This is a genomic window from Arthrobacter sedimenti, assembly GCF_042652025.1.
Lineage (GTDB): Bacteria > Actinomycetota > Actinomycetes > Actinomycetales > Micrococcaceae > Arthrobacter > Arthrobacter sedimenti.
This window is the reverse complement of the sequence record NZ_JBHSDQ010000001.1, coordinates 1,105,403-1,128,412: the sequence shown is the minus strand read 5'-3', so window position 1 is coordinate 1,128,412 and position 23,010 is coordinate 1,105,403. Positions and strand designations below refer to the sequence as shown.

General features: G+C 64.3%; 19 protein-coding genes and 1 tRNA gene. 12 read left to right on the top strand and 8 right to left on the bottom strand.

The window, feature by feature from the left end; all coding sequences use genetic code 11:
- Positions 1-36: 36 nt before the first annotated feature.
- Positions 37-1,623, bottom strand: coding sequence for a molybdopterin-dependent oxidoreductase (locus ACFO0G_RS05290; RefSeq protein WP_376976645.1), 1,587 nt, complete (start codon positions 1,621-1,623; stop codon positions 37-39).
- A 98-nt stretch (positions 1,624-1,721) separates the two neighbouring features.
- Between ACFO0G_RS05290 and purD the strand changes: the two genes are divergently transcribed.
- Together purD and ACFO0G_RS05280 are read left to right on the top strand one after the other, a co-directional pair.
- A complete protein-coding gene (gene purD, locus ACFO0G_RS05285) occupies positions 1,722-3,038 on the top strand; it encodes a phosphoribosylamine--glycine ligase (RefSeq protein WP_376976671.1) in 1,317 nt (438 codons plus the stop codon).
- A gap of 1 nt (position 3,039) precedes the next feature.
- The gene (locus tag ACFO0G_RS05280) at positions 3,040-3,978 is read left to right on the top strand and encodes a phosphoribosylaminoimidazolesuccinocarboxamide synthase (protein WP_376976644.1); all 939 of its coding nucleotides are present in this window, start codon (positions 3,040-3,042) and stop codon (positions 3,976-3,978) included.
- Between the two features lie 71 nt (positions 3,979-4,049).
- Here ACFO0G_RS05280 and ACFO0G_RS05275 read toward each other — a convergent pair whose 3' ends face one another.
- The gene (locus ACFO0G_RS05275) at positions 4,050-5,315 is read right to left on the bottom strand and encodes a helix-turn-helix domain-containing protein (RefSeq protein WP_376976643.1); all 1,266 of its coding nucleotides are present in this window, start codon (positions 5,313-5,315) and stop codon (positions 4,050-4,052) included.
- A 128-nt stretch (positions 5,316-5,443) separates the two neighbouring features.
- Here ACFO0G_RS05275 and ACFO0G_RS05270 point away from each other — a divergent pair, with 128 nt between their 5' ends.
- On the top strand, positions 5,444-5,662 hold the full coding sequence (locus ACFO0G_RS05270; protein WP_286399139.1) for a hypothetical protein: 219 nt from the start codon (positions 5,444-5,446) through the stop codon (positions 5,660-5,662).
- A gap of 169 nt (positions 5,663-5,831) precedes the next feature.
- Here the strand turns inward: ACFO0G_RS05270 and ACFO0G_RS05265 are convergent.
- From ACFO0G_RS05265 to ACFO0G_RS05245, 5 genes are all read right to left on the bottom strand, one after another.
- A tRNA-Pro gene (locus ACFO0G_RS05265) sits at positions 5,832-5,908 on the bottom strand.
- Between the two features lie 117 nt (positions 5,909-6,025).
- Positions 6,026-7,852 carry an ABC transporter ATP-binding protein gene (locus ACFO0G_RS05260; protein WP_376976642.1) on the bottom strand — a complete coding sequence of 609 codons (1,827 nt, stop codon included), beginning with the start codon at positions 7,850-7,852 and terminating at the stop codon, positions 6,026-6,028.
- On the bottom strand, positions 7,849-9,657 hold the full coding sequence (locus ACFO0G_RS05255; RefSeq protein ID WP_376976641.1) for an ABC transporter ATP-binding protein: 1,809 nt from the start codon (positions 9,655-9,657) through the stop codon (positions 7,849-7,851). Before ACFO0G_RS05255 ends, ACFO0G_RS05260 begins: the two co-directional genes overlap by 4 nt.
- A 193-nt stretch (positions 9,658-9,850) precedes the next feature.
- Positions 9,851-10,795, bottom strand: coding sequence for a metallophosphoesterase (locus ACFO0G_RS05250; protein ID WP_286399130.1), 945 nt, complete (start codon positions 10,793-10,795; stop codon positions 9,851-9,853).
- 6 nt (positions 10,796-10,801) lie between these two features.
- Positions 10,802-13,135 carry a transglycosylase domain-containing protein gene (locus tag ACFO0G_RS05245; protein ID WP_286399127.1) on the bottom strand — a complete coding sequence of 778 codons (2,334 nt, stop codon included), beginning with the start codon at positions 13,133-13,135 and terminating at the stop codon, positions 10,802-10,804.
- A gap of 37 nt (positions 13,136-13,172) precedes the next feature.
- On the opposite strand from ACFO0G_RS05245, the gene ACFO0G_RS05240 reads away from it, so the two are divergent.
- The 8 genes from ACFO0G_RS05240 (at position 13,173) to arfA (ending at position 20,862) form a co-directional block, all read left to right on the top strand.
- On the top strand, positions 13,173-13,328 hold the full coding sequence (locus tag ACFO0G_RS05240) for a DUF4177 domain-containing protein (RefSeq protein WP_009359196.1): 156 nt from the start codon (positions 13,173-13,175) through the stop codon (positions 13,326-13,328).
- A 1-nt stretch (position 13,329) separates the two neighbouring features.
- Positions 13,330-13,863, top strand: coding sequence for a RidA family protein (locus ACFO0G_RS05235; protein ID WP_286399121.1), 534 nt, complete (start codon positions 13,330-13,332; stop codon positions 13,861-13,863).
- A 15-nt stretch (positions 13,864-13,878) separates the two neighbouring features.
- A complete protein-coding gene (locus ACFO0G_RS05230; RefSeq protein ID WP_376976640.1) occupies positions 13,879-14,790 on the top strand; it encodes an NUDIX hydrolase in 912 nt (303 codons plus the stop codon).
- 58 nt (positions 14,791-14,848) lie between these two features.
- Positions 14,849-15,850, top strand: a complete 1,002-nt coding sequence (locus ACFO0G_RS05225; protein WP_376976639.1) for a LacI family DNA-binding transcriptional regulator — start codon at positions 14,849-14,851, stop codon at positions 15,848-15,850.
- Between the two features lie 215 nt (positions 15,851-16,065).
- A complete protein-coding gene (locus ACFO0G_RS05220; protein ID WP_376976638.1) occupies positions 16,066-17,400 on the top strand; it encodes an extracellular solute-binding protein in 1,335 nt (444 codons plus the stop codon).
- A 27-nt stretch (positions 17,401-17,427) separates the two neighbouring features.
- Positions 17,428-18,369: a carbohydrate ABC transporter permease gene (locus tag ACFO0G_RS05215; RefSeq protein ID WP_376976637.1), complete on the top strand. Its 942-nt coding sequence runs from the start codon at positions 17,428-17,430 to the stop codon at positions 18,367-18,369.
- A gap of 2 nt (positions 18,370-18,371) precedes the next feature.
- Positions 18,372-19,268 carry a carbohydrate ABC transporter permease gene (locus ACFO0G_RS05210; RefSeq protein WP_376976636.1) on the top strand — a complete coding sequence of 299 codons (897 nt, stop codon included), beginning with the start codon at positions 18,372-18,374 and terminating at the stop codon, positions 19,266-19,268.
- A gap of 55 nt (positions 19,269-19,323) precedes the next feature.
- Entirely contained in the window at positions 19,324-20,862 is a 1,539-nt protein-coding gene (gene arfA / locus ACFO0G_RS05205; RefSeq protein WP_376976635.1) for an arabinosylfuranosidase ArfA, read from the top strand.
- A gap of 81 nt (positions 20,863-20,943) precedes the next feature.
- Here the strand turns inward: arfA and ACFO0G_RS05200 are convergent, their stop codons facing one another.
- Positions 20,944-21,621 carry a Crp/Fnr family transcriptional regulator gene (locus tag ACFO0G_RS05200; protein WP_013602309.1) on the bottom strand — a complete coding sequence of 226 codons (678 nt, stop codon included), beginning with the start codon at positions 21,619-21,621 and terminating at the stop codon, positions 20,944-20,946.
- 195 nt (positions 21,622-21,816) lie between these two features.
- On the opposite strand from ACFO0G_RS05200, the gene ACFO0G_RS05195 reads away from it, so the two are divergent.
- Complete coding sequence (locus ACFO0G_RS05195; protein ID WP_286399102.1) at positions 21,817-23,001, top strand: MarP family serine protease; 1,185 nt, start codon at positions 21,817-21,819, stop codon at positions 22,999-23,001.
- Positions 23,002-23,010: the final 9 nt, after the last annotated feature.

The window sequence follows — 23,010 nt, the reverse complement described above, 5'->3', positions numbered from 1 at the left end:
CCACAGCGCCGGGACCCGCTACTGGATGGTGACCATCTACTGCACGGTCACCATCACCGACTGCCAGCCGGAGGCGCCGTCGGGAACCGGATCGGCGCGCTTGTCCGTCTGGACCTCACCGGTGCCGTCGGTGGCCCGGACCTTGATGTAGTGCGGGCCGGGCGTGGCGTCCCATTCGTAGGACCACTGGCGCCAGGTGACGGTGGAGGCTTCAGTGGAAAGCGTAGTTTCCACCCAATCCGCATTATCGATCTGGATCTCCACCTTGGTGATGCCGCGCGTCTGGGCCCAAGCGGTGCCACCCACGGCAACCTTCCCTGCCGGTACCTTGGCGAAGGACTTGGGCACCTCCACGCGCGCCATGGTCTTGATGGGGCCGCGCTCGGACCACCCGCGGTTTGTCCAGTAAGCCTTGTTGTCGGCGAAGCGGGTGACTTCCAGGTCCACCACCCACTTGGTGGCAGAGACGAATCCGTACAGCCCGGGGACCACCATCCGCACCGGGTAGCCGTGCTCCAGCGGCAGCGGTTCGCCGTTCATGCCGATGGCCAGCATGGCGTCGCGGTCGTCCTGCAGCACCTCCAGCGGAGTGGAGGCGCTGAAACCGTCAATGGAGGTGGACAGCACCATGTCCGCGCCGTCCTTGGGCTTGGCCCGCGCCAGGACCTCGCGGATGGGAAGGCCAAGCCACTTGGCGTTTCCGGCAAGGTTGCCGCCCACGGGGTTGGAGACGCAGGTGAGGGTCACGTGCGATTCGATCAGCTGCGCGTCCAGCAGGTCCTGGAAAGTGAGCGTTACTTCCTGCTCCACAAGGCCGTGCACGCGCAGTTCCCAGTCGTTGACGTTGATTTCCGGAACACTCAGGGCGGTATCGATGCGGTAGAACTCATTGCTGGGCGTCAGCCAGGGGGTAACGCCCTGAACGGGGGACTGGACGCCCGCTGGTACGGGCGCTGCAGCCTTGGCCGGTGCCGGCAACCGCAGGGCATCCCTGGCCTGGGCTACATTGTTGCGCGCGGCGCCCAATAGCCGTCCGCCGGTCGCCGCGATTCCCGCAGCCACCGCGGTGATCCCTGCGGCGGTGAAGAAACTCCGGCGGCTGGTGCCCTCGCCGCGTTCCCGGGCATCGCCGTCGTACGCTGTATCCGCCGGAGCTTCCGGCCATTCCTTCAGCCCCCACAGCGTCACCATCAGCCTGCGCAGGACCACCAACCCGGCCAGCGTCCCCAGCACCGACGGGATGGCGTCCGCGATGCCGACGCCTGAACGGGTCACCACGCACGCCACAGTCACGGCGCCCATGAACAGCACACCCAGGACGCCCAGCGCCCACTTCCGGTAGGCCACCACGCCCAGAACGCAGGCAAGCACCGCGATGGTCAGGCCCATGCCCACGAACAGGGCGGCCTTGTCGTTCGTGCCGAACGTGGCGATCGCGAAGTCCTTCAGCCAGGGCGGCGTGAAGTCGATGAAGGTGGACCCCAGGGCAAACAGCGGTGTTGCCCTGGCGGTAAAGAAAGCGCCAATCAGCTCCGCAACGGCAAGTACGACGGCGGCCGCCACCACGCCTGCCAAGGCGGCCATGGCGGCGGGGCCGATTTTCCGGTTTCGAAGCGTTGTCATGTGTATGGTTCGGAGCGGGCGGGGGTACGGATTGACGGCCGGGCAGGCCAGGTCACAGCTTAGGAGCGGGAAGGGTGCACAAAGTACCCTTGGAGACTGTGAAGGTACTCGTCATTGGCCCCGGAGGCCGCGAACACGCCATTGTCCGCTCCCTGCTTGCCGATCCCAACGTGTCCGAGGTCCACGCGGCGCCGGGCAATGCCGGCATCAGCAAGCTGGTCCCTACCTACAACATCGACGGCAATGATCCCCAGGCAGTTGCGGAGCTGGCCACCCGGCTGGCCGTGGACCTCGTGGTGGTGGGCCCTGAGGCTCCGCTGGCCGCGGGTGTCTCCGACGCCGTGCGCGAAGCCGGCATCCCTGTCTTCGGGCCCAGCAAGGCCGCCGCCCAACTGGAGGCCTCGAAGGCTTTCGCCAAGGAAGTCATGGCCGAGGCCGGCGTTCCCACGGCCATGGCCCTGGTGGCCACGAACGCAGAGGAAGCGGCGTCCGCCCTGGACACCTTCGGCGCACCCTACGTGGTGAAGGACGACGGCCTGGCTGCCGGCAAGGGCGTGGTGGTCACCAGGAACCGCGACGAAGCCCTGGCCCACGCCCAGTCCTGCTTTGATGCCGCTGGCTCCGTGGTGATCGAGGAATTCCTGGACGGGCCCGAGGTTTCCCTTTTTGTGCTCTGCGATGGCCAGAACACCGTGGCGCTCTCGCCCGCCCAGGACTTCAAGCGCATCTTCGACAACGACGAAGGGCCCAACACCGGCGGCATGGGCGCGTACACCCCGCTCGAGTGGGCTCCCGAAGGCCTGGTGCAGGAAGTCCTGGACCGGGTTGCCCAGCCCACCGTAAATGAGATGGCCCGCCGTGGCACCCCGTTTGTCGGCGTGCTGTTCGTTGGATTGGCCCTCACCTCACGCGGAACCCGCGTCATCGAATTCAACGTCCGCTTCGGCGACCCCGAGACGCAGGCGGTCCTTGCCCGGCTCAAGACTCCGCTCGGTGCGCTGCTCATGGCGGCTGCCAAGGGCGAACTGGACAAGGCAGAGGAGCTGCGCTGGTCCAAGGAAACTGCTGTCGCCGTCGTCATCGCCTCGGAAAACTACCCGGACAAGCCCCGCACCGGCGACCGGATCCGCGGACTCAAGAAGGTGGAAGCGCTGGAAGGCGTCCACGTCATCCACGCCGGAACCGCCTTGGACGAGGAAGGCAAAGTGGTTTCCGCCGGCGGCCGCGTCCTGGCCGTCGTCGCCCTGGGCAGTGACCTGGTGGAGGCGCGCGAAAAAGCGTACGACGGCGTGGAACTGGTCCAGCTGGAAGGCTCGCAGTTCCGCAGCGACATCGCCCGCAAGGCCGCCCGTGGGGAAATCAAGGTTCCCTACGGCGCCACCGGCTCAATGCCCATCGTGAAAGCAAAGGCCTGACATGACTGACACTTCGGAGAACCGCGGTTACGCTACCCAGACCCTGGACCTGCCGGGCTGGAAGCACATCTACTCCGGCAAGGTGCGCGACCTCTACGAGCCCGCCGACCAGTCCATCCTGCAGCGTGTGGGCCAGGACTGCGTGCTGGTGGTGGCCAGCGACCGCATCAGCGCTTACGACCACGTGCTGACCAGCGAAATCCCGGACAAGGGACGCATCCTCACCCAGCTGAGCCTCTGGTGGTTCGACCAGTTGGGCGTTGAGCACCACGTACTTGGTTCGACCGTGGAGGACGGCGTGCCCGCCGAGGTTGAGGGCCGGGCCATGATCTGCAAGAAGCTGGACATGTTCCCGGTGGAATGCATCGCCCGCGGTTACCTCACGGGTTCCGGGCTGCTGGAGTACAAGGCCTCCGGCACCGTGTGCAACATCCCGCTGCCCGAGGGGCTGGTGGACGGATCGCGGCTGGAGCGCGCCATCTTCACTCCGTCGGCGAAGGCATTGATCGGCGAGCACGACGAGAACATCACGTACGACGCCGTGGTGGCGCTGGTGGGCGACGACATCGCCGCCCGCCTGAGCGAACTGACGCTGAAGATCTACACGACGGCGGAAAAGATGGCCCGGGAGCGCGGCATCATCCTTGCCGACACCAAGGTGGAATTCGGGTACGACGCCGTCTCCGGGTCCATCACGCTGGGCGACGAGGTACTCACGCCGGATTCCTCGCGGTTCTGGGACGCCTCCACCTACAAGCCCGGCCAGGCCCAGCCCTCCTACGACAAGCAGTACGTGCGGGACTGGTTGACCTCCGCCGAGTCCGGCTGGGACAAGTCCTCCGACACCCCGCCGCCGGCGCTTCCCGCAGACGTTGTGGAGCGCACCCGCAGCCGGTACGTCGAAGCGTACGAGAAGATCACGGGAAAGACCTTTTCCTAGCTTTTAGACCAAAGCCAGGTAAGCCCCGCAGTGCGTGGGTTTACCTGGCTTTTGGTTTGCGGGCTTGTCGGCTAGCTGGCTTTGGCGGCTGCCGCGGCGCGTTTTTGCGCGAGCTTGATTTCCAGGATCGCATCCAGTGCCTGCTGGACCCGGTCCTGGGCGCCGGCCGCGGCAAAGGCCTTTTGGGCTTCCGCGAGGTGTACCAGTGCTTCGTCGATATCACCCGCGGCCTTGAGTGACTTGCCGAGCAGCAGGGAGACTTCACCGGCTGTGTGCTTTGCGAGGTGTTCCCGCTCGGCGTGGATTTCGCGCAGCTTCTCCACTGCGGCAACGATGTCGCCGGTGAGGTACAACCACCGGGCGCGAATAAAGGCAACTTCCAGCTGGTCGGACTTGTTGCCGCCCACGATGGACAACGCCAGTTCGGCGCGCTCGATCGCTGACAGGGTTTCCGGCTCAACGATCCCCGAGGAAAGCCTCACCGCCGCGGATGCCTTGTTGAACCGGGCCCAGAGGCCGATGTCATTGGCCGGAGACAGTAGACGGGCCGCGCGCTCGTGGTGCTTGACACCTTCTGCATAGTCATGCCGCATGAAGGCAACGTTTCCCACGACCCAGGCCACCTCGCCGGCGAGTTGGGTCATGGACAGCTCATCCACGTGATCGATCATGGCCAGACAGTACTTCCAGGCCTCATCGAGCCGCCCGCTTTCCGCAAGAGCGCCGATCAGGGCGTGATGGGCGTTGACGATAAGAGTGGATCCCTTGGGTAGTTGCCTACAGAGGTCCACTGCCTGAATTCCCTGATCCACTGCGAGGCTCAGTTGGCCTTGCCCCTGATAGATGCCTGCAAGCATCTGGTGCGCCCGTACCGCCAGTCCCGCGGACTCCCTTGCCATAGGGTGCTCCAGCAGGTGCTCCATGATCTTCTGGGCTTCGCGCCAGTTGCCCTGTTTGATGAGGCATTCGGCCTGCATATAGGTCATGTTCCACCACGCGCTGGTGTTACGTCCTTCAAGGGCGATCTTGGCGGCGGTGGCAGCATGACTCGCCGCCAGGGGATAGTCGCGAAGGTCCCAGGCTTGGCGTGCATAGAGGCCGGCAAGCACGTATTCAGCGTCGCTGACAGAAATAGGTTGGCTCCAGGCTTCAAGCGCCTTGGGTGCCAACTCCAGCCTGCGGGCCAGTTCTTCAATGACTTCAGCGGTCGGTTCACGCCGGCCCGTCTCGAGCAGTGAGATGTAACTGGGTGAATACAGGTCCTTGCCCAGTTCGGCCTGCGTCAGTCCACGCTCAAGGCGCTCCGCGCGGAGTTTCTCTCCGAACCCGTTGCCCACGCGTTTCCTCCTTCTGGACACTTGGGCCGCCGAATGCTTGACAGGCCCTGTGGAAAATATTTTACAATGTGTGTCAACAAGGACAGTGCTGGCTTTGTAACGAATCCGACTCGTATTGAGGAACTTATATGTTGAAGAAGATCGCAACTGCGGCCGCCTTGGCTGGGGCCCTGGCTTTTTCTGCGGCGGCTCCGGCCGTCCTGGCTTCAGGTTCCGTCGCCGACAACTCGGGTGTGTCGGTAGCTGTTGGTAACTGGCCTGATCCCGCCTCCGCAAAGGTGAAGAAGGACAAGAAAGCCGATACTACCTTCACCACGTACGTGGGCAACTGGCCTGACCCCGCATAAATAGCTTCCTCACATCAGGAGGCGAGGGCAGCCCCGGAGCAACAGCTCCGGGGCTGTTCCTTTTAAGGCCAAGACGCTGGTCGAGACCCGAAGCCACTTATCGAGGCGGTTCCGCAACCACTTCGAGACGCAAAAAGAGGGCCTCCGCAAGGAGACCCTCTTTTCGTTATGGTCGGGATGACAGGATTTGAACCTGCGACCTCTTCGTCCCGAACGAAGCGCGCTACCAAGCTGCGCTACATCCCGATCCGCTGCAAAAGCAACTTTACAAGGATAGCCGATTCCTCGCCCCGATGCGAAATCCGGTGCCGACCCCAAGCAGGACCAGCAGAAAGCTGGGCATCAGGAGAGCAGGCCGCACAGCTAGACCAGCGAATCCTTCCACGCCCCGTGCAGGTCGGCGAAGCGTCCGCCGCCACCAATCAGTTCATCAGGCGTGCCGTCCTCCACGATCCGGCCGTCATGCACCACCAGGACGCGGTCGGCCGTCTCCACTGTGGACAGGCGGTGGGCGATGATCAGCGCCGTCCTCCGCGCAGCCTCCGTCCCGGCCAGCAGCCGGGCCAGCCCAGCTTGGACCAGGCGTTCGGACGGGATGTCCAGCGAGGAGGTGGCCTCGTCCAGGATCAGCACCGCCGGCCGTGCCAGGAAAGCCCGGGCAAAGCTGATCAGCTGCCGCTGGCCGGAGGAAACCCGGCCGCCGCGCTTGTTGACGTCGGTGTCGTAGCCTTCGGGCAGTTCAAGGATAAAGTCGTGTGCCGCAACCGCCTTGGCAGCTTCCTCGATTTCCGCCCGCGAGGCCTCGGGCCGGCCCAAAGCGATGTTGTCCGCCACCGAGCCGCTGAACAGGAAAGCTTCTTGCGTGACCATGACGATGTTCCGGCGGAGGTCGGAAGTGGCCAGGTCGCGGAGGTCCACGCCGTCCAGGGTGAGCGTGCCCGAGGTGACGTCGTAGAACCGGGCAATGAGTTTAGCCAGGGTCGACTTGCCGGCGCCCGTCTGGCCCACCAGAGCCACGGTCTGCCCGGCCGGGATGTGCAGGTCCAGGCGCGGGACCACTACCGGGCCTTCCCCATAGCGGAACTCGACATCGTTGAAGTCGATCCGCCCGGTGGCGCTGGCCAGGGCGACCGGGTTCTTGGGCGGCCTGACCGTGGGCACCTCTTCCAGCAGCCCGGAGACCTTCTCCAGGGCTGCCTGCGCGCTCTGGAACGAGTTGTAGAACATGGCCATCTGGTCCACCGGCTGGAAGAACCGCTTGGTGGAGAGGATCAGGGCCAGGAGCACGCCCACGGCCAGGTCGCCGCCCAGCACCCGGAAGCCGCCAAAGAGCAGGACAACTGCCACGCAGACGTTGCCGATCAGCACCAGCCCCGGCTGGAAGATGCCGTTGAGGTTGATGGATCGGACGGTGACCAGCCGGTAGTCCTCGGCGAGCTGGCCGTAGCGCTCGGAGTTTTCCTTTTCCTTGCGGAAGGCCTTGACGGCGCGGATGCCGGTCATGGTCTCAACGAAATGCACGATCAGCCGGGCAGAGACTACGCGGGACTCGCGGAAAGCGATCTGGGAGTGCTTCTGGTACCAGCGGGACAGGAAAAACATCGGAACGCCGGCAGCCAGCACCAGCAAGCCGCTCCGCCAGTCCAGGGCGAAGATGGTGATCGCGGTAAAAGCCATGAACAGCATGCCCGAGGCCAGGGAGCTGATGCCGGAATCGAGCAGTTCGCGGAGCGCCTCCAGGTCAGAAGTCTGCCGGGCGATGATCCTGCCGGACGTGTACTTTTCGTGGAACTCCAGGCTGAGCCGCTGGGTATGCCGGAAGACGCGCACCCGGAGGTCCAGCAGCATCGCCTGGCTGAGCCGCGCCGTGGAGGTGACGTACAGGGCGGTGAGGCCCGCCGTCACAATGGCTGCCAGCAGGTAAGCGACCCCGGTAAACACCAGCGGGAGGTTGTCGCCGCCCCGGAGCGCGGGAAGCGCGTGGTCGATGCCGAAGGCAATCAGCGCCGGGCCGGCAACGCGGGCGGCCTGCGAGAGGACCACCATGGCGATGGTCAGCCAGAACCGTACCCGCACCGGACGGATCAGCGACCCCAGCAAGGCGAGCGACCGCCGTCGTACAGCCCTGCTGTCACTCTTGCTGAGGTGGGCGTTGTCTTCATTCGCGGTGCCGAACGTTGCGGTGCTCATCGGGTCACTTCCTCGGCCTGGTCCTCAAGCGCCGACAATTCGGAGTCCAGGTCCCGCGGTTCGCGGTCCAGGCTGGCGATGACATAGCGGTAGTGGTGGTTGTGCGCCAGCAGTTCGGTGTGGGTCCCGACGGCGGTGATCCGGCCGTCCTCCAGCAGCGCCACCCGGTCCGCAAGGGCCACGGTGGAGGGGCGGTGGGCCACGATTAGCGTGGTGGTGTCCTTCAGCACTTCGCGGAGGCGGGCTTCCACGAGCTCCTCGGTGTGCACGTCCAGGGCGGACAGGGGATCATCCAGGACCAGCACAGGCGGGCGGGCGGCAATGGCGCGCGCCAAGGCGATCCGCTGCCGCTGGCCGCCGGACAGGCTCAGGCCTTCCTCGCCGATCAGGGTTTCCACCCCTTCCGGCAGCGAGTAGGCAAAGTGGGCCTGGGCCACGTCCAGTGCTTCGTCCAGGACCTCCTCCGTCCGGACCGGGGCGCCCAGCAGGACGTTGTCCCGCACGGAATTGGAAAACAGCGTGGTGTCCTCGAACGCCACCCCGACAACCCTGCGCAGTTCCTCAACGTCGAAGTCCCGGATGTCCACGCCGTCGATGGTGATCGCGCCGCTGGTGACGTCGTAGAGACGCGGCACCAACTGGATCAGCGCGCTCTTGCCGCTGCCGGTGATTCCCACCAACGCCATGGTCTCACCGGGGCGGATGTCCAGGTTGATGTCCTTGAGGATGGGCTTGTCCGGCGCGTCCTCGAACGCGAAAGTTGCGTTAGTGAAGTGCAGCGCGCCGGCCAGTTCCGCGGGGCGGCGGGGCTCGGCGGGGCTGGTGATGGTGTTCCGCGTGTCCATCACCTCGTAATGGCGGTCGACGGCGGTCTTGGCCGTAAGTGCCATGGCCAACAGCATTCCGGAGAATTCCACGGGGGAAGCAATGACTGCCGCGGTGGCGAAGAACGCTACCAGCGCGCCGATGCTCAGTTGGCCGCTGGCGCACAGCATGACTCCCACCACCAGCCCGGCGCCCAGTGCCAATTCGGGAAGCAGGGTGACCACCATGGTGAACGTTGCCTGGTGGCGCGCCTTCTCGATCTCGGTTTGGCGCAGTTCCTCGGCCTGCTCGTTGAAGTTTTCCAGGGCTTCCCGGCTGCGTCCGAAGGCCTTGAGCACGCGGATGCCGTGGACGGATTCCTCCACGGTGGTGGCGAGGTCGCCGGCCTGGTCCTGGCTGCGGCGGGCAACCTTGCTGAACCTGGTGCGGAACCGGAAGCTGTTGATGGTGATGGGAACGGCGGCGGCAAGGAAGATCAGGGCCAGCTGCCAGCTCATGGCGAACATCGCAACGATGCCGATGATCACGGTGAGGCTGGTGACCACCAGCATGATGGCGCCGAAGGCCATCCAGCGGCGCAGGAAGTTCAGGTCAGTCATGGCCCGGGACAGCAGTTGGCCGGAGCCCCAGCGGTCGTGGAATGAAACGGTGAGTTCCTGGAGGTGGTCGTAGAGGGACACCCGCATGCGCGTCTCTACGGTGGTGGCAGGGTTGATGACGAACTGCCGCCGCAGCGCCACCAGTCCGGCTTCTGCGATACCCAAAACAAGGATGATGCCCGCTGACGTCCAGACTGCCTCCGGGGCACCTCCGGGCTGCAGGGCGGTGTTGACCAGGACCCGCAGCACCTGGGGGATGGTCAACGCAACGATGCTGGCCATCAGTGCGCAAAGCAACCCCAGCACGAGCCTGGGGATGATGGGCCGGACGTGGGGATAAAGACGGCTGATGGATCGGAAAAAGGGAGTCTGCTTGGCCATGCCCGCTTCTCAAGCTATAAAACGATTGTAGTTTCCTCTACCAGCAACCCTATGCCATGGCGTGAGCCGCTTCACAGGGATTGGGATGGCAGCCAGCTGCTTCCCCAGTTATTGCGGTACGTAATGCCGGATGCTCTATCAGATGTGGTTCCAATAGCTCCGTTTTGGGGACCACATCTGATGGAGCAACGGGTCAGTTGGGGGAGGTGAGGGTCAGCAGGACGGCCTCGGGCTTGCAGGCGATCCTTACCGGGGCAAAGCGCGAGGTGCCGATGCCGCCGGAGACGTTGACCGGCGTCGTACTTCCGTTGCTTGACCAGTCGTTAAGGCCCTTGGCGCGCCAGGTGGGAAGGTCGCAGTTGGAGATGATGGCGCCGTAGCCGGGGATGCACAGCTGGCCACCGTGGGTGTGTCCCGCCAGCAGGAGGTCCGCGCCGCTTTCGGTGAAGTGGTCCAGCACCCGCTGGTAAGGCGCGTGGATCACAGCCACCTTCACGTGGTCCTTGGCATTCTGGCTGACCGTTCCGCGCGGCCAGCCCGCGTACCGTTCCCGCTTCAGGTGCGGATCGTCCACCCCGGAGAAGTCAAAGCGCATGCCGTTGAGCACCAGTGACTGGTTGCGGTTGGTCAGGTCCACCCAGCCGCTCATGCCAAAGCCGGAACGCAGGCGCGGCCAGTCCAGGGCAACCGGCTTCGGCTTAACCTTGGACGGTCCCAGTAAATAGGACGCCGGGTTTTTAGGGCTGGGCGCGAAGTAGTCGTTGGAGCCCGGGACAAAGACGCCGGGGAACTGCAGGAGCGGCTTCAGGGCCTCCAGAAGCGGGTCCACTGCCTTGACGTGGCTGAGGTTGTCCCCGGTGTTGACCACCAGGTCCGGCCGGAGGTCCGCCAGGGAGCCGAGCCACTCGGCTTTCTTCCGCTGCCCGGGCACGAAATGGATGTCGCTGAGGTGCAGAATGCGGAACGGTTCGCGGCCGGGCGGGAGGATGGCCAGGGTCTCCTCACGGAGGACGAACTGGTTCTTCTCCCACAGGCCGTAACCGAAGGCGGCAACGCCGGCGGCCGCACCGGCGCCCGCAGTGACGGCAAAGCCGCGCCCGATTGAACGGGCGCGGCTTGCCAGGCTGTCGATGCTCATATGCGCTTAGCCGTTTCCTTTGCCATTGCCGTTGCCGTTTCCATTGCTCGTCGGGGCCGGGGCGGGTGCCTGTGTGGCAGGAGCCTGCGTTGCCTGCGGGGCCGGAACGGGGGCCTGGGTGGTCTGGGGAGTCGTCCTGCCAGGCGACGGCGAGGTAGTGGTCGTGCCGTTGATCATGTTGCTCGGCGGGGCAGGGAACGGGTTGGTCCCATAGGCCGGAGCAATCTTGGCCATGTAGCTGGAGAACATGGGTCCGGCGATCATGTAGCCGTCAATGCCTTGGTAGAACTTACCGTTCACCGTGATGTTCTGCCCGGCGCGGTCCTGGGCGCCCAAGGGATCGCCGAACCAGGCGGCGGTAGCAAGGCCGGTGGTGTGGCCAACAACCCAGGTGGACCCGTTGTTGTTGGAGGTACCGGTCTTGGCGCCGATGGGGAAGGCCGTGGTGGTGGAAATCCGGGGCCGAATCAGCGAACCTGAACCCTTGTTGAGAACCTGCTCCAGTGCGTAGTTGACTCCGCGGGCAACCTCCGGCTTGATGGCATCGCGGCAACTGCTGGATTGTGCCGGCAACTGCTTGCCCGTGGCGTCGACAACCGAGGTGATAGCGATGGGCTCACAGTACTTGCCGTCGTTCGCGAACGTGGCGAAAGCGCTGGCCATGGTCAGCGGTGAGGTCTGCGTGGAACCCAGCAGGTTGCCAAGGGTCATCATGTTTACCTTGGGATTCGGATCACTGCCATCGGCCGAAGGCAAACCACTGTGGAGTCCAACGGCATCAACGATCTTCTGGATTCCACAGAAGTCCAACTGCGCCGCTGAGGCGAACGTGACCGTGTTGATGGAGTTGTAGAGGCCCTCCAGGACCGTCAGCGGCTTGTACCACTGCGGCTCTGCGTTCTGCAGGTCGTCCGTGGCATCCAAGCCGGCGTTCTTCTGGGCGGTGCTGTAGGCGCCCTGTACTTTGCCGCAGGTGTTTTTCCACGGGTAGCCGATGGGGTAAACGCGCTGGGCGGCATTGACCGTAGTGTTCATGGTCTTGCCTTCATTGAGCCACTCCGCGAAGGTGAACGGCTTCATGGTGGAACCAGGCTGCGCGCCGCCCATGCCGTTAAGGTCGTTGCCGTCCTTATCCAGCTTGTCCACGTTAAAGTTCAACTGGGAATCGAAGCCCTGGCCGGGCAGGAACGTGGTGTTCTGGGCCATCGAGATGATCTTGCCGGTGCCGGGCTGCACCGACACCATGGAGGCGCCCCATTTATCCGGGTTGGCGCCTGCAGCCGCGCTGACCTGCTCCTGTGCCGTGGCCTGGGCATTGGGGTCCAGGGTGGTGGTGATGGTCAGGCCGCCGCCGTAGATCAGGCGCTGGCGGTCCTTGATATCCGCGCCGTAGGCCGGGTTGTTCTCCAGCAGGTGCAGGATGTAGTCGCAGAAGTAGGGGGCAGAGGCCGCATACGCGCAGCCCTGCTTGGGCTGGGTTACCTTGGGCTCCACCGGAGTGGCCACGGCTGCGTCGTGTTCAGCCTGGGTGATCTTGCCCTGGTTCAACATCAGCCCCAGCACCAGGTCGCGGCGCTGCTTGGACCGTTCCGGGTTGGTGACGGGGTCGAACATGGAGGGGCTGTTCACCAGGCCGGCCAGGAGTGCTGCCTGCGGCAGGGTCAGGTCCTTGGCGGTGGTGCTGAAGAAGTAGCGGGAGGCGGCCTCGATGCCGTACGCATCGCGGTTGAAGAAGACGATGTTCAGGTAGCCCTCAAGGATCTGGTCCTTGGTGAACTCCTTCTCCAGGGCGATGGAGAGCTTCATTTCCCGCAGCTTGTCGCCCACGCCCTTGTTGACACCGTTGAGCTTGATCTGGTCTTCTTCGCCGGCGGCCGCGAGGTTGGCGTTCAGCACGTTGTTGACGTACTGCTGCGTGATGGTGGACGCGCCCTGCTTGTTGCCGCGGGCGGTGCTGACAAGTGCGCGCAGGATGCCGGTGGTATCCACGCCGCCGTGCTCGTAGAACCGGCTGTCCTCCACCGCAATGATGGCGTTCTTCATGTTCGGAGAGATCTGGTCCAGCGGTACCTTGGTCCGGTTCTCCGTGTAGACGCTGGCAATCTCGCTGCCGTCCGCAGCCAGGATCCGCGTGGTCTGGCTGGGCGGATCGACCTTCAGCTCCGCGGGAAGGGAGTCGAAGAAGTCGATGGAACCGCTTGCAGCGCTGCCCGAGACGGCAGCGGCAGGGACCAGCAGGCCCGCCACGAGGACACCGCAAATTGCGCTCACGCCAAGGAAGAGAAGAATCTTACCCAGTGTGGTGGCAGTGTCGAATAAGGGGTTGTTGCGAGTCGCCATGTTTTCCACTTTACCGGCAAGGACTACGCTTTCTCTCATGACCAAATGGGAGTACGCGACGATTCCGCTCATTATCCACGCCACAAAACAGATCCTGGACCAGTGGGGAGAGGACGGCTGGGAGCTCGTCCAGGTAGTCCCGGGACCTGACGGCAACGGCCTTGTCGCCTATCTCAAGAGGGAGAAGCAGTAGCATGAGCACCCCCGCAGAAGCCCAGTCCAGCGCGGCCACGGCGCCCGCATCCGCCGTCGAGCAGCGCCTCGCGGAACTTGGCATTACCCTCCCCGAGGTAGCCGCTCCCGTGGCTTCCTATGTTCCCGCCGTGGTATCCGGCAACCACGTCTACACCTCGGGCCAGCTGCCGTTCATCAACGGCAAACTCGAAGCTACGGGCAAGGTGTCCGCAGGCACCGAAGGGTTCGCCGACGAGCCCACTGTCTCTCCCGAGGACGCCCAGAAGTACGCCGCCATCTGCGCCGTCAACGCCCTTGCCGCCGTCAAGAGCGTCATCGGGGACCTGGATCGGATCACCCGCATCGTCAAGGTTGTGGGATTCGTCTCCTCGGACCCCTCGTTCACCGGCCAGCCCGCCGTCGTCAACGGGGCGTCGGAACTGCTGGGCCGCGTCCTTGGTGATGCCGGGCAGCACGCGCGTTCCGCCGTCGGCGTTGCCGTTCTTCCGCTCGACTCTCCCGTAGAGGTCGAGCTGATCGCCGAATTCAGCTAAGACCGGACACTTCCCTTGCCTCACCTCGCACGACGCCTTTTTGCACTGCCCCAGGATCTTGAAGGGGCAGCGCAAAGCTGGCTCGAACACGGCGAGCGCACCCCCCGGGCCGCGCGCTTCGCCTCATCCGTTGTCCTCCTTCGGGATTCACCCACCGGCCTGGAGACGTGGCTGGGTTACCGGCCCGGCTCCTCCCCGCTGGGGGTCCTCGCCTTCCCCGGCGGGTCCCTGGACCCGGCCGACGACGAACCCATGGGTTGGCTGGGCCCGTCGCCGCAGCATTGGGCTGAGCAGATGGGAACGGACGACGTCGGGCTGGCGCGCCGCCACGTGGTGGGCGCCATCCGCGAACTGTTCGAAGAAACAGGTGTGCTGTTGGCCGGTCCGGATATGTCGAACACCGTCGAGGCCACCTCGACGTCGGAGTGGATGCGGGCCCGGATGGCCGTGGCAGACCAGGAGAAGACGCTTGCCCAGGTGTTGGTCAAGCGGGGCCTCTCCCTGCGCACCGACCTGCTCAAATCCCTGGTCAACTGGCGCAGCCCGGACTTTGCGCACCGCAGGTTCGACACCCGCTACTTTGCCGCCACCCTGCCGCTTGGCCAGGAGCCGTCGCTGCTTGAAGGCAAGGGCGTATGGGGCCGCTGGGTGAACGCCGCGCAGGTGGTCCAGGAGCGGGATTCCAGTGTGCTGGGCGACGAGGTGGGGCAGGAAAACACCGCGGGCCGCAGCCTGGGCGAACTGCTGGTCCCTGGCTCCGAGATCATGCTCGAAAAAATGGCGTCGGCGAACGGGTGCATCGCCTACCTGAGCTACAAGCGCAAACCCCACGTCTACCAGCCCAGCCTCGTGGAAGAGGACGGCAAGCTCATGCTGGAAGTCGAGGCAGCAAAGACCGTGGCGGGCGACCCCCAGCGCGAACGCTGACGCCCGGGGCGCCGGGTAAAATCTTCACCAAAGCCACTCCGGGAGCAAGGGGGCGCCTTTGCGCGCAACGGTCAAGGACGTAGCGCGTCTCGCAGGGGTTTCGCCAAAGACCGTCTCGAATGTCATGAACGGCATAGTCCCCGTCAGTGGTCCCACCCGCTTCAAGGTGGAGCAGGCCATGGCGGAACTGGATTACGTTCCCAATCTTTCTGCCCGCGGACTGCGCAATGGCAGGTCGGGCGTCATCGCGTTGGCGCTGCCGGACCTGGCCACCGCCTATTCTGCCGAAATTACGCACAGCGTCGTGGAGGTAGCCCACGAGCAGGGGTGGAGCGTGCAGCTCGAAGAGACCGGTTCTGACCCCGCCCGCGAATATGAGCTGATGTCGCGGGCCCGGTCGAACCTGATCGACGGGCTCATCCTCAACCCGGTTGTGCTGGACGAGAGCGCCGTCAAAGTGGGCGTTTCGCTCCCTCCGGTGGTCCTGCTCGGGGAAGTGTCGCAGAAGCTGGCCGACCGCGTCTGGGTGGACAGCGTGGCCGCGGCCCGTGACATGACACTGGCGCTTGGCAGGACGGGAAGGCGGCGTATAGCGGTTCTGGGAGCCGCCGGGCGCCGGGGCTCTGCAGCAGCCGTCCTGCGCACCCGTGGCTACCAGGCCGGGCTTGAGGAACTGGGTATCGCCTGGTATGACTCGTTGATTATCCCGTGCGAAAAGTGGAGCCCCGATGCGGCCGCCAGGGCACTGTCCGCTTACCTGGATTCAAACCCCGTTCCGGAGGCACTTTTCTGTTTCACGGATTCCATGGCCCTTGGCGCCCTTAGTGTGCTGTGGAAGCGTGGCATCAAGGTTCCCGACGACGTTGCCGTAGCCGGGTTCGATGACATTGCCCACGCGAAGTATGCCGTGCCGGCACTGACGACCGTTTCCTTCGACAAACGCCAGGTGGCCAGCGAGGCCCTGCGCCTCCTTACCGAACGCATGGGCAATCGTGAGGGGCCCCAGAGGGTGGTCGCCGTTGACTACGAGATCGTGGAACGGGAGAGCACCGGCCCCTAGGCCTGGTCCCGCCATCGGGTCCCTGCGCAGTGCCTAATCGAGACCGCCGCGTCACTTTGCGAACGCTAACAAATTTCCATTGCGGCGGTCATTACAACGATGTAACGTGTTGCCTGCGTCACACCTGGGCTTGCGGGGCTGCAATGGGGGGATCCGGCCGGCAAGGGTTTGAGGCACGAAATGACTTTCAGCGGACCCATCCAAAGGAGTGACGGGTGAAGCAGTTTGATTTTTTCGCAGGCAGGCAGTTGTCCAGGCGGCAGCTACTGTCAGGAACAGCAGCACTGGGCAGTGTCCTCGCTGCGGGCGCCTTGGCAGGATGCGGTGGAAACGCCTCCGCCGCAGCTCCCAGGGGCATCCAGTTCTGGCATCTGCTGTCCGGCGGCGACGGCATAAAGATGCAAGCCCTGATCAGCAAGGCCAACGAGGGCAACCCCGGGTTCAAGGTGCACCCGACCGTCCTCGCATGGGGCCCGCCCTACTACACCAAGCTCGCCATGGCATCGGCCGGCGGCCGGCCACCACAACTGGCCATCATGCACGCCAGCAGGGTCCCAGGTTATGCGCCCGGTGGACTGATCGATCCATGGGACCTGGACCTGCTGTCGGCGAACGGTGTCACGGCCGACAACTTTGCGCCCAGGATCTGGGACAAAAGCCAGCAGAACGGCAAGGTGTTCTCCATCGCCCTGGATTCGCATCCGTTCATCATGTTCTACAACACGGACGTGGCAGGCAAAGCCGGTGTCCTGGCCGGCAATGGACAGCTGCAGGAAGTGAAGTCCCCGCAGGAGTTCATGGCCATGGCCAAGGAGATGCAGAAGGTTACCCAAGCCCACGGGTTGTCCTTTGGCTACCTGGGCAGTGGGTCCCAGATGTGGCGGCTTTTCTACACGCTCTACAAACAGCACGGCGCGGACATGGAACTGACACCCGGCCAGCCGATGAAGGTTGACCGGGACGCGGCCATAGAGTCATTGGAATTCATGGCATCGCTTTTCGATGACACCATCGCGGCCAAGAGCGGCGATATCAGTACCGGCATCGCGGAGTTCGCCCGCGGCGGCTCAGGCATGCTGTTCAGCGGTGTCTGGGAGCTGCCGACGATGAAGAAGGCAGGCCTTCCGGTGGACGCCGCAACCATCCCCACCCTCTATGGCACAGCGGCTGCATACGCCGACTCGCATTCCTTCGTCCTGCCACGGCAGCTGAACCTGGACGAAGAGAAGCGGCGCGACGTTTATAAGTTCGTCAGCGACATCCTCAAGGGATCACTCTCGTGGGCAGAAGCGGGACACATTCCTGCTTATCAGCCCGTGGTCCAGTCACAGGCCTACAAGGACCTCAAGCCGCAGGCGCATTACGCCAATGCAGCGGACGTCATTGCTTACGATCCCCAGTCCTGGTTTAGCGGCTCGGGCTCCGACTGGCAGACCTACTTCGCGGAAAACGTACAGAACGTCCTCCTTGGACGCGATAAGGCAGCTGATGGATGGGCCGCCTTCGAGAAGCGCACCAACACCCTTCTTTCCCGGCCCAACCCGGTCTAACCCCACTGAGCGACAAAGGAGTCCTTCATGAGTTCTTCATTAACAGCCCGGCGGAGCCCGGGGAGCCGGGTTTCTTCACCAGCAGTCCGGGGGAGCCGCAGCAGCGTCACCAGGAACAACCTCAGCGGTTGGGGGTTCGCAACGCCGTTCCTGGTATTCTTCCTCGTTTTCCTGGTGTGGCCAGTTGTCTACGGCATCTACATGAGCCTCACCGGCAAGTCCCTTACCGGGGCCAATGACAGCGTGATCGGCTTCGCGAACTACGCCGAAGCCTTCGCTGATGCCGACATGTGGCGCTCACTCGGAAATACCCTCTACTTCACGGTCATCAGCACCGTCCCGCTCGTGCTGGTCGCCTTGGTTATGGCGGCACTGCTGAACGTCGGATTGCCGGCGCAGTGGCTGTGGCGCCTGTCGTACTTCGCCCCGTACCTGCTGGCTTCCACCGTGGTCTCACTGTTCTTCACGTGGATGTACAACCCCCAGCTTGGCCTGATCAACGATGCCCTCTCCAAGATCGGCATCCCGAAGGTCGCCTGGCTCAACGACCCCAACGTGGCCATGTGGGCGATCGTCATTGCCACGCTGTGGTGGACGGTGGGTTTCAACTTCCTGTTGTACCTCGCCGCGATGCAGAACATACCCGCCCAGCATTACGAGGCGGCGTCATTGGACGGCGCGGGGGCCTGGCGCCAGCTCTTCTCCATCACCCTGCCGCAACTGGGCCCCACCACCGTGATGATCGTGCTCCTTCAGGTCCTTGCCTCGCTCAAGATCTTCGATCAGGTGTACCAGATGACAGCCGGCGGGCCCGGCGGTGCCACCAGGCCCGTGGTGCAGTACATCTTCGAAACCGGGTTCACCGGCTACCGGCTGGGCTATTCCGCAGCCATCTCCTACATCTTCTTCGGACTGATCGTGTTCGTCTCGGTCATGCAGTTCGTCATCACCCGCCGCAGGAGCGCATAACCATGGCAACCCAGACCCTCAACCGTGCCACGTTGGGCACCAGCACCAGCCCAGCAGTCCGCCAACCCCGAAAGAAGATGTCGGCCGGCAAGATCGCTGCCGTCGTTGTCGCCGCGGTTATCGCAGTCCTGTGGCTGGTCCCCTTCGCCTGGGCTACCGTTACGGCGTTCAAGAGCGAGACGGATGCTGCCTCGCCGAAGATCAGCTGGGTCCCGCCGTCGGGCTTTACCGCCGACGCGTTCGTGAAGGTGTTCCAGGACGGCAACATCCCGCTCTGGACCTGGAACTCGCTGTACACCTCGGCGGCCATCACGGCCGTCACGCTGGTGATCTCGTCGCTGGTGGCGTACGCCTTGTCCCGGATCGACTTCAAGGGAAAGAAGGTGCTGATGACCGTGATCATCGCCTCCATCATCGTCCCTCCGCCGGTCCTGATCATTCCGCTCTTTTACCAGATGCTCGCCCTGCACATGATCGATACGTCGTGGGCCATCATCCTGCCGCAGGTCATCCACCCCGCCATGGTGTTCGTGCTCAAGAAGTTCTTTGACCAGATTCCCAGCGAACTCGAAGAAGCCGCAGTGATGGACGGCGCCAGCCGCATGCGGATCTTCCTCCAGGTGGTCCTGCCGCTGTCCCGGCCCATCCTGGCCGCCGTCGCCATCTTCGTGTTCATTGGTGCCTGGAACAACTTCCTGTGGCCGTTCATCGCCACCAACGACGCGTCCCTCCTCACCCTTCCGGTGGGACTGCAGACCATCAAGAGCGCCTACGGCATCCAGTACGCGCAGAACATGGCGTCCGCGTTGCTCGCCGCCCTGCCCCTGATCGTGGTGTTCCTGTTCTTCCAGCGCCAGATCATCAAGGGCGTTGCGACGACGGGCCTCGCCGGCACCTGATGCCCACCCTCACTTTCCACCCCGTACCTGCTGCACAACCAAGGAGATAGTTCTTATGTCCCGCGCCAGAATCACCCTCGACCGCGACTTCACCATCGGCGAAGTGCCCCGCCGGCTGTTCGGCTCCTTCGTGGAGCACATGGGCCGCTGCGTCTACACCGGCATCTTTGAACCGGGCCACCCGGAGGCCGACGAGAACGGCTTCCGGCAGGACGTGCTCAAGCTGGTCAAGGATTTGGGCGCCACCGTGATCCGCTATCCGGGCGGCAACTTCGTTTCCGGCTATGACTGGGAAGACGGGATCGGCCCCCGCGAAGACCGCCCGCGCCGGCTTGATGGCGCATGGCACACGGTGGAAACCAACGCCTTTGGCCTCCACGAGTTTGTGGACTGGTCGCGCCAGGCCGGAACCGAAATCATGGAAGCCATCAACCTCGGCACCAGGGGAGTGGATGCCGCCCGGGCCATCGTGGAATATGCGAACCACCCCGGTGGCACCCGTCTCTCTGACCTGCGGGCCAAGAACGGCCACAAGGACCCGTTCAACATCAAGCTCTGGTGCCTGGGCAACGAGATGGACGGGCCATGGCAAATCGGCCACAAGACCGCAGAGGAATACGGCCGCTTGGCGCAGGAGGCGGCCAAGGCCATGCGTTACGTGGACCCTGACATCGAATTGGTGGCCTGCGGAAGTTCCAATTCGCGGATGCCCACATTCGGCGACTGGGAGCAGACTGTCCTCACGCAGACCTACAACGAGGTGGACTACGTGTCACTGCACGCCTACTACCACGAGTATGAAGGCGACGCGGGCAGCTTCCTGGCAAGCGCAGTGGATACCGATTACTTCATTGAATCAGTCATCGCAACTGCCGATGCGGTCCGGGCGAAGGGAAAGCACAAGAAGCACATCAACCTGTCCTTCGACGAGTGGAACGTCTGGTACCAGCGCGGCCGGGACACGGAGGACCAGTTGCGAAACGTGGCCAAGGCGGGATGGCGCGAGCACCCGCGACTCATCGAGGACAAATACAACGTGACGGACGCCGTGGTGGTGGGCACCCTGCTGAACTCGCTGCTCCGCCACGGCGACCGCGTCAAGATCGCCAACCAGGCCCAGCTGGTCAACGTCATCGGCCCCATCTTCAGCGAGGAGAACGGGCCGGCCTGGCGCCAGACCATTTTCCACCCCTTCTCCCGGATGGCAGAACTCGCGAAGGGCCAGATCCTGAGGTTGTCCGTCGACTCGGACAAGTACGAAAACGAGCGCTTCGGTGGCACCGACCTGGTGGATGTCAGTGCCACCTGGAACGAGGAGACGGGCCGCGTCGCGCTCTTCTTCGCCAACCGGGGCCTTGAAGAAGCTGCGGACGTGGAGGTCAACCTGCGCGGCTTCGACGCACGGCGGGTGCTCCGCGCCGAAGTCCTGGAAATCCCGGACGGCGGCGACCGCTTCACCATCAACAGCCAGGAGAACCCCGACCGGGTTGGCCTCAAGCCGCTGGAGGGAGCTAAGGCAAACGGCTCCGAGCTGCGGCTGAGCCTGCCCGCCCTGTCGTGGGCCGTCGTCGAACTGGATGTGGCAAAGAGCTGATCCGCTCTGAAGCAACAAACCCCAGGCAACAAGAAAGCCGCCCCTCGGGGCGGCTTTCTTGTTGGGGTGCAGGCGTGTCGCTTAGCGGGACCGCTGGCGGAGGCGCTGCATGTCCAGGATGACCACGGCGCGGGCCTCGAGGCGAAGCCAGCCTCGCTGGACGAACTCGGCCAGGGCCTTGTTGACCGTTTCGCGGGAGGCGCCCACCAGCTGGGCCAGTTCCTCCTGGGTGAGCTCGTGCGCCACCAGGACACCGTCCGTTGCCGGCCGGCCGAAGCGGTCGGCAAGATCCAGCAGTGCCTTGGCCACGCGGCCGGGAACGTCGGAGAAGACGAGGTCGGATAGGGAATCGTTGGTGCGGCGCAGGCGGCGGGCCAGAGCCTGCAGCAGCTGGGCCGAGACCTCGGGGCGGGTGCGCAGCAAGGTGTTAAGGCTTTCGTTCTTCAGCCCGGCCAGGCGGGTCTCGGAGACCGCGGTGGCGGTGGCGGTGCGGGGGCTGGGATCGAAGAGGGCCATCTCGCCGAAGAGCTCACCCGGCCCAAGGATGGCCAGGAGGGACTCGCGGCCGTCGGGGGAGGTGCGGCCCAGCTTCACCTTGCCGGACACGATGAAGTACAGCTGGTCACCCTGGTCACCTTCGCGGAACACCGATGCGCCGCGGGAAAGGTCCACCTCGGTGAGCTCGTCCGTCAGCAGACGGAATGCGTCGTCGTCGAGCGTGGCGAAAAGGGGTGCTCGGCGCAGTACCTCGATGTCCATGAAATCTCCTACGTAAAAGTATCGGCTGTGGCGCTTTTGCCATTGTTTCAGAATTTTCAAGGTTCTGTGACGAACTTGGCAGCCGAAACACCTGCGGGCAGCGGACCGCCCGTCCGCTGAAGGGCGCCGCGGGCCACAGAAGATTGTCAGCCACCCCCACTAGAATGGAGGTTCAACTGTTAATAAGGAGCCTTTGTGGTCGGCCTGACTGTCCTGGACATTGTCCTGATCCTGGCGCTGCTGTCATACCTGATCTACGGCCTCCGCAACGGGTTCCTGGTCACTGTCGGTGGCCTGGCGGGCTTCGCCGCCGGTGCCATCGCAGCCTTCTTTGCCGTCCCCCTCGTCAGCGGTTTCGTTGAGGACTCCGGATGGAGGCTCACCGCCATCATCGCTGCCGCCGTCGTACTTATGGCGCTGGGGCACGGCCTGGGGACCATGGTGGGCCGGCAACTGCGCGGAGTGGTGCGGATCCGGCCATTGCGCGCCGTGGACCGGCTGGTGGGCGGGGCGCTGAACCTGGTGGTCGCCGCGCTGGTGATGTCCATGCTGGCGTTCAGCGTCAGCTCCCTCGGCGTGCCCGTTGTGTCCCAGCAGCTGGCCGAATCCAAGGTAATCCGGTTCATCGACGGGCTCACTCCCACGCCGGTCAAGGCCACCATGGCGCAGTTGCGCTCCACGGTGATCGGCAATGGCATTCCCACGTTGATTGAAGGGCTGGACCAGGGCCAGGCGGTCCAGGTGCCCAACACGAGCACCAATACGCCCGCGCTGAACAAGGCTGCCCAGTCCGTCCTGAGGATCGCGGGCACGGCCTACGAATGCGGCCAGAACCAGACCGGCAGCGGTTTCGTGGTCTCCGATGACCGCGTGGTGACCAACGCGCACGTGGTGGCCGGCGTCTCGCAGCCCGTGGTGGAAATGCCCGACGGCGGTGCCATGCCCGGGCGGGTGGTCTACTTCGACACCAAGCGGGACCTGGCAGTCCTGGCCGTGGACAATCTCCCCTCCCGGCCGCTGCCGCTTAGCCGCGACCTGCCCGGCGGCAGCCAGGCCGCGTTCGCAGGGTATCCGCACGGTGGGCCCTTCCAGTCCAAGCCAGCCACCGTCCAGGACATCGCCACCGTCCTGGTGCCGGACATCTACGGCAACAATCCCTCGCCGGAGGACATTTACCGCCTGGCCGGGGACGTACAGCCCGGAAACTCCGGCGGCCCGCTGCTCACGACCGAGGGCCAGGTGGCCGGGGTGGTCTTCGCCAAGGCAACCTCTGATGCCGAAGTGGGCTTCGCCATCACCATGAATGACCTTGAGCCTGTCGCGGAGCAGGCCCCGGGGCTGTCCTCGCCTGTTTCCTCGGGACAGTGCATCCAGAAGTAGAACCTGCCG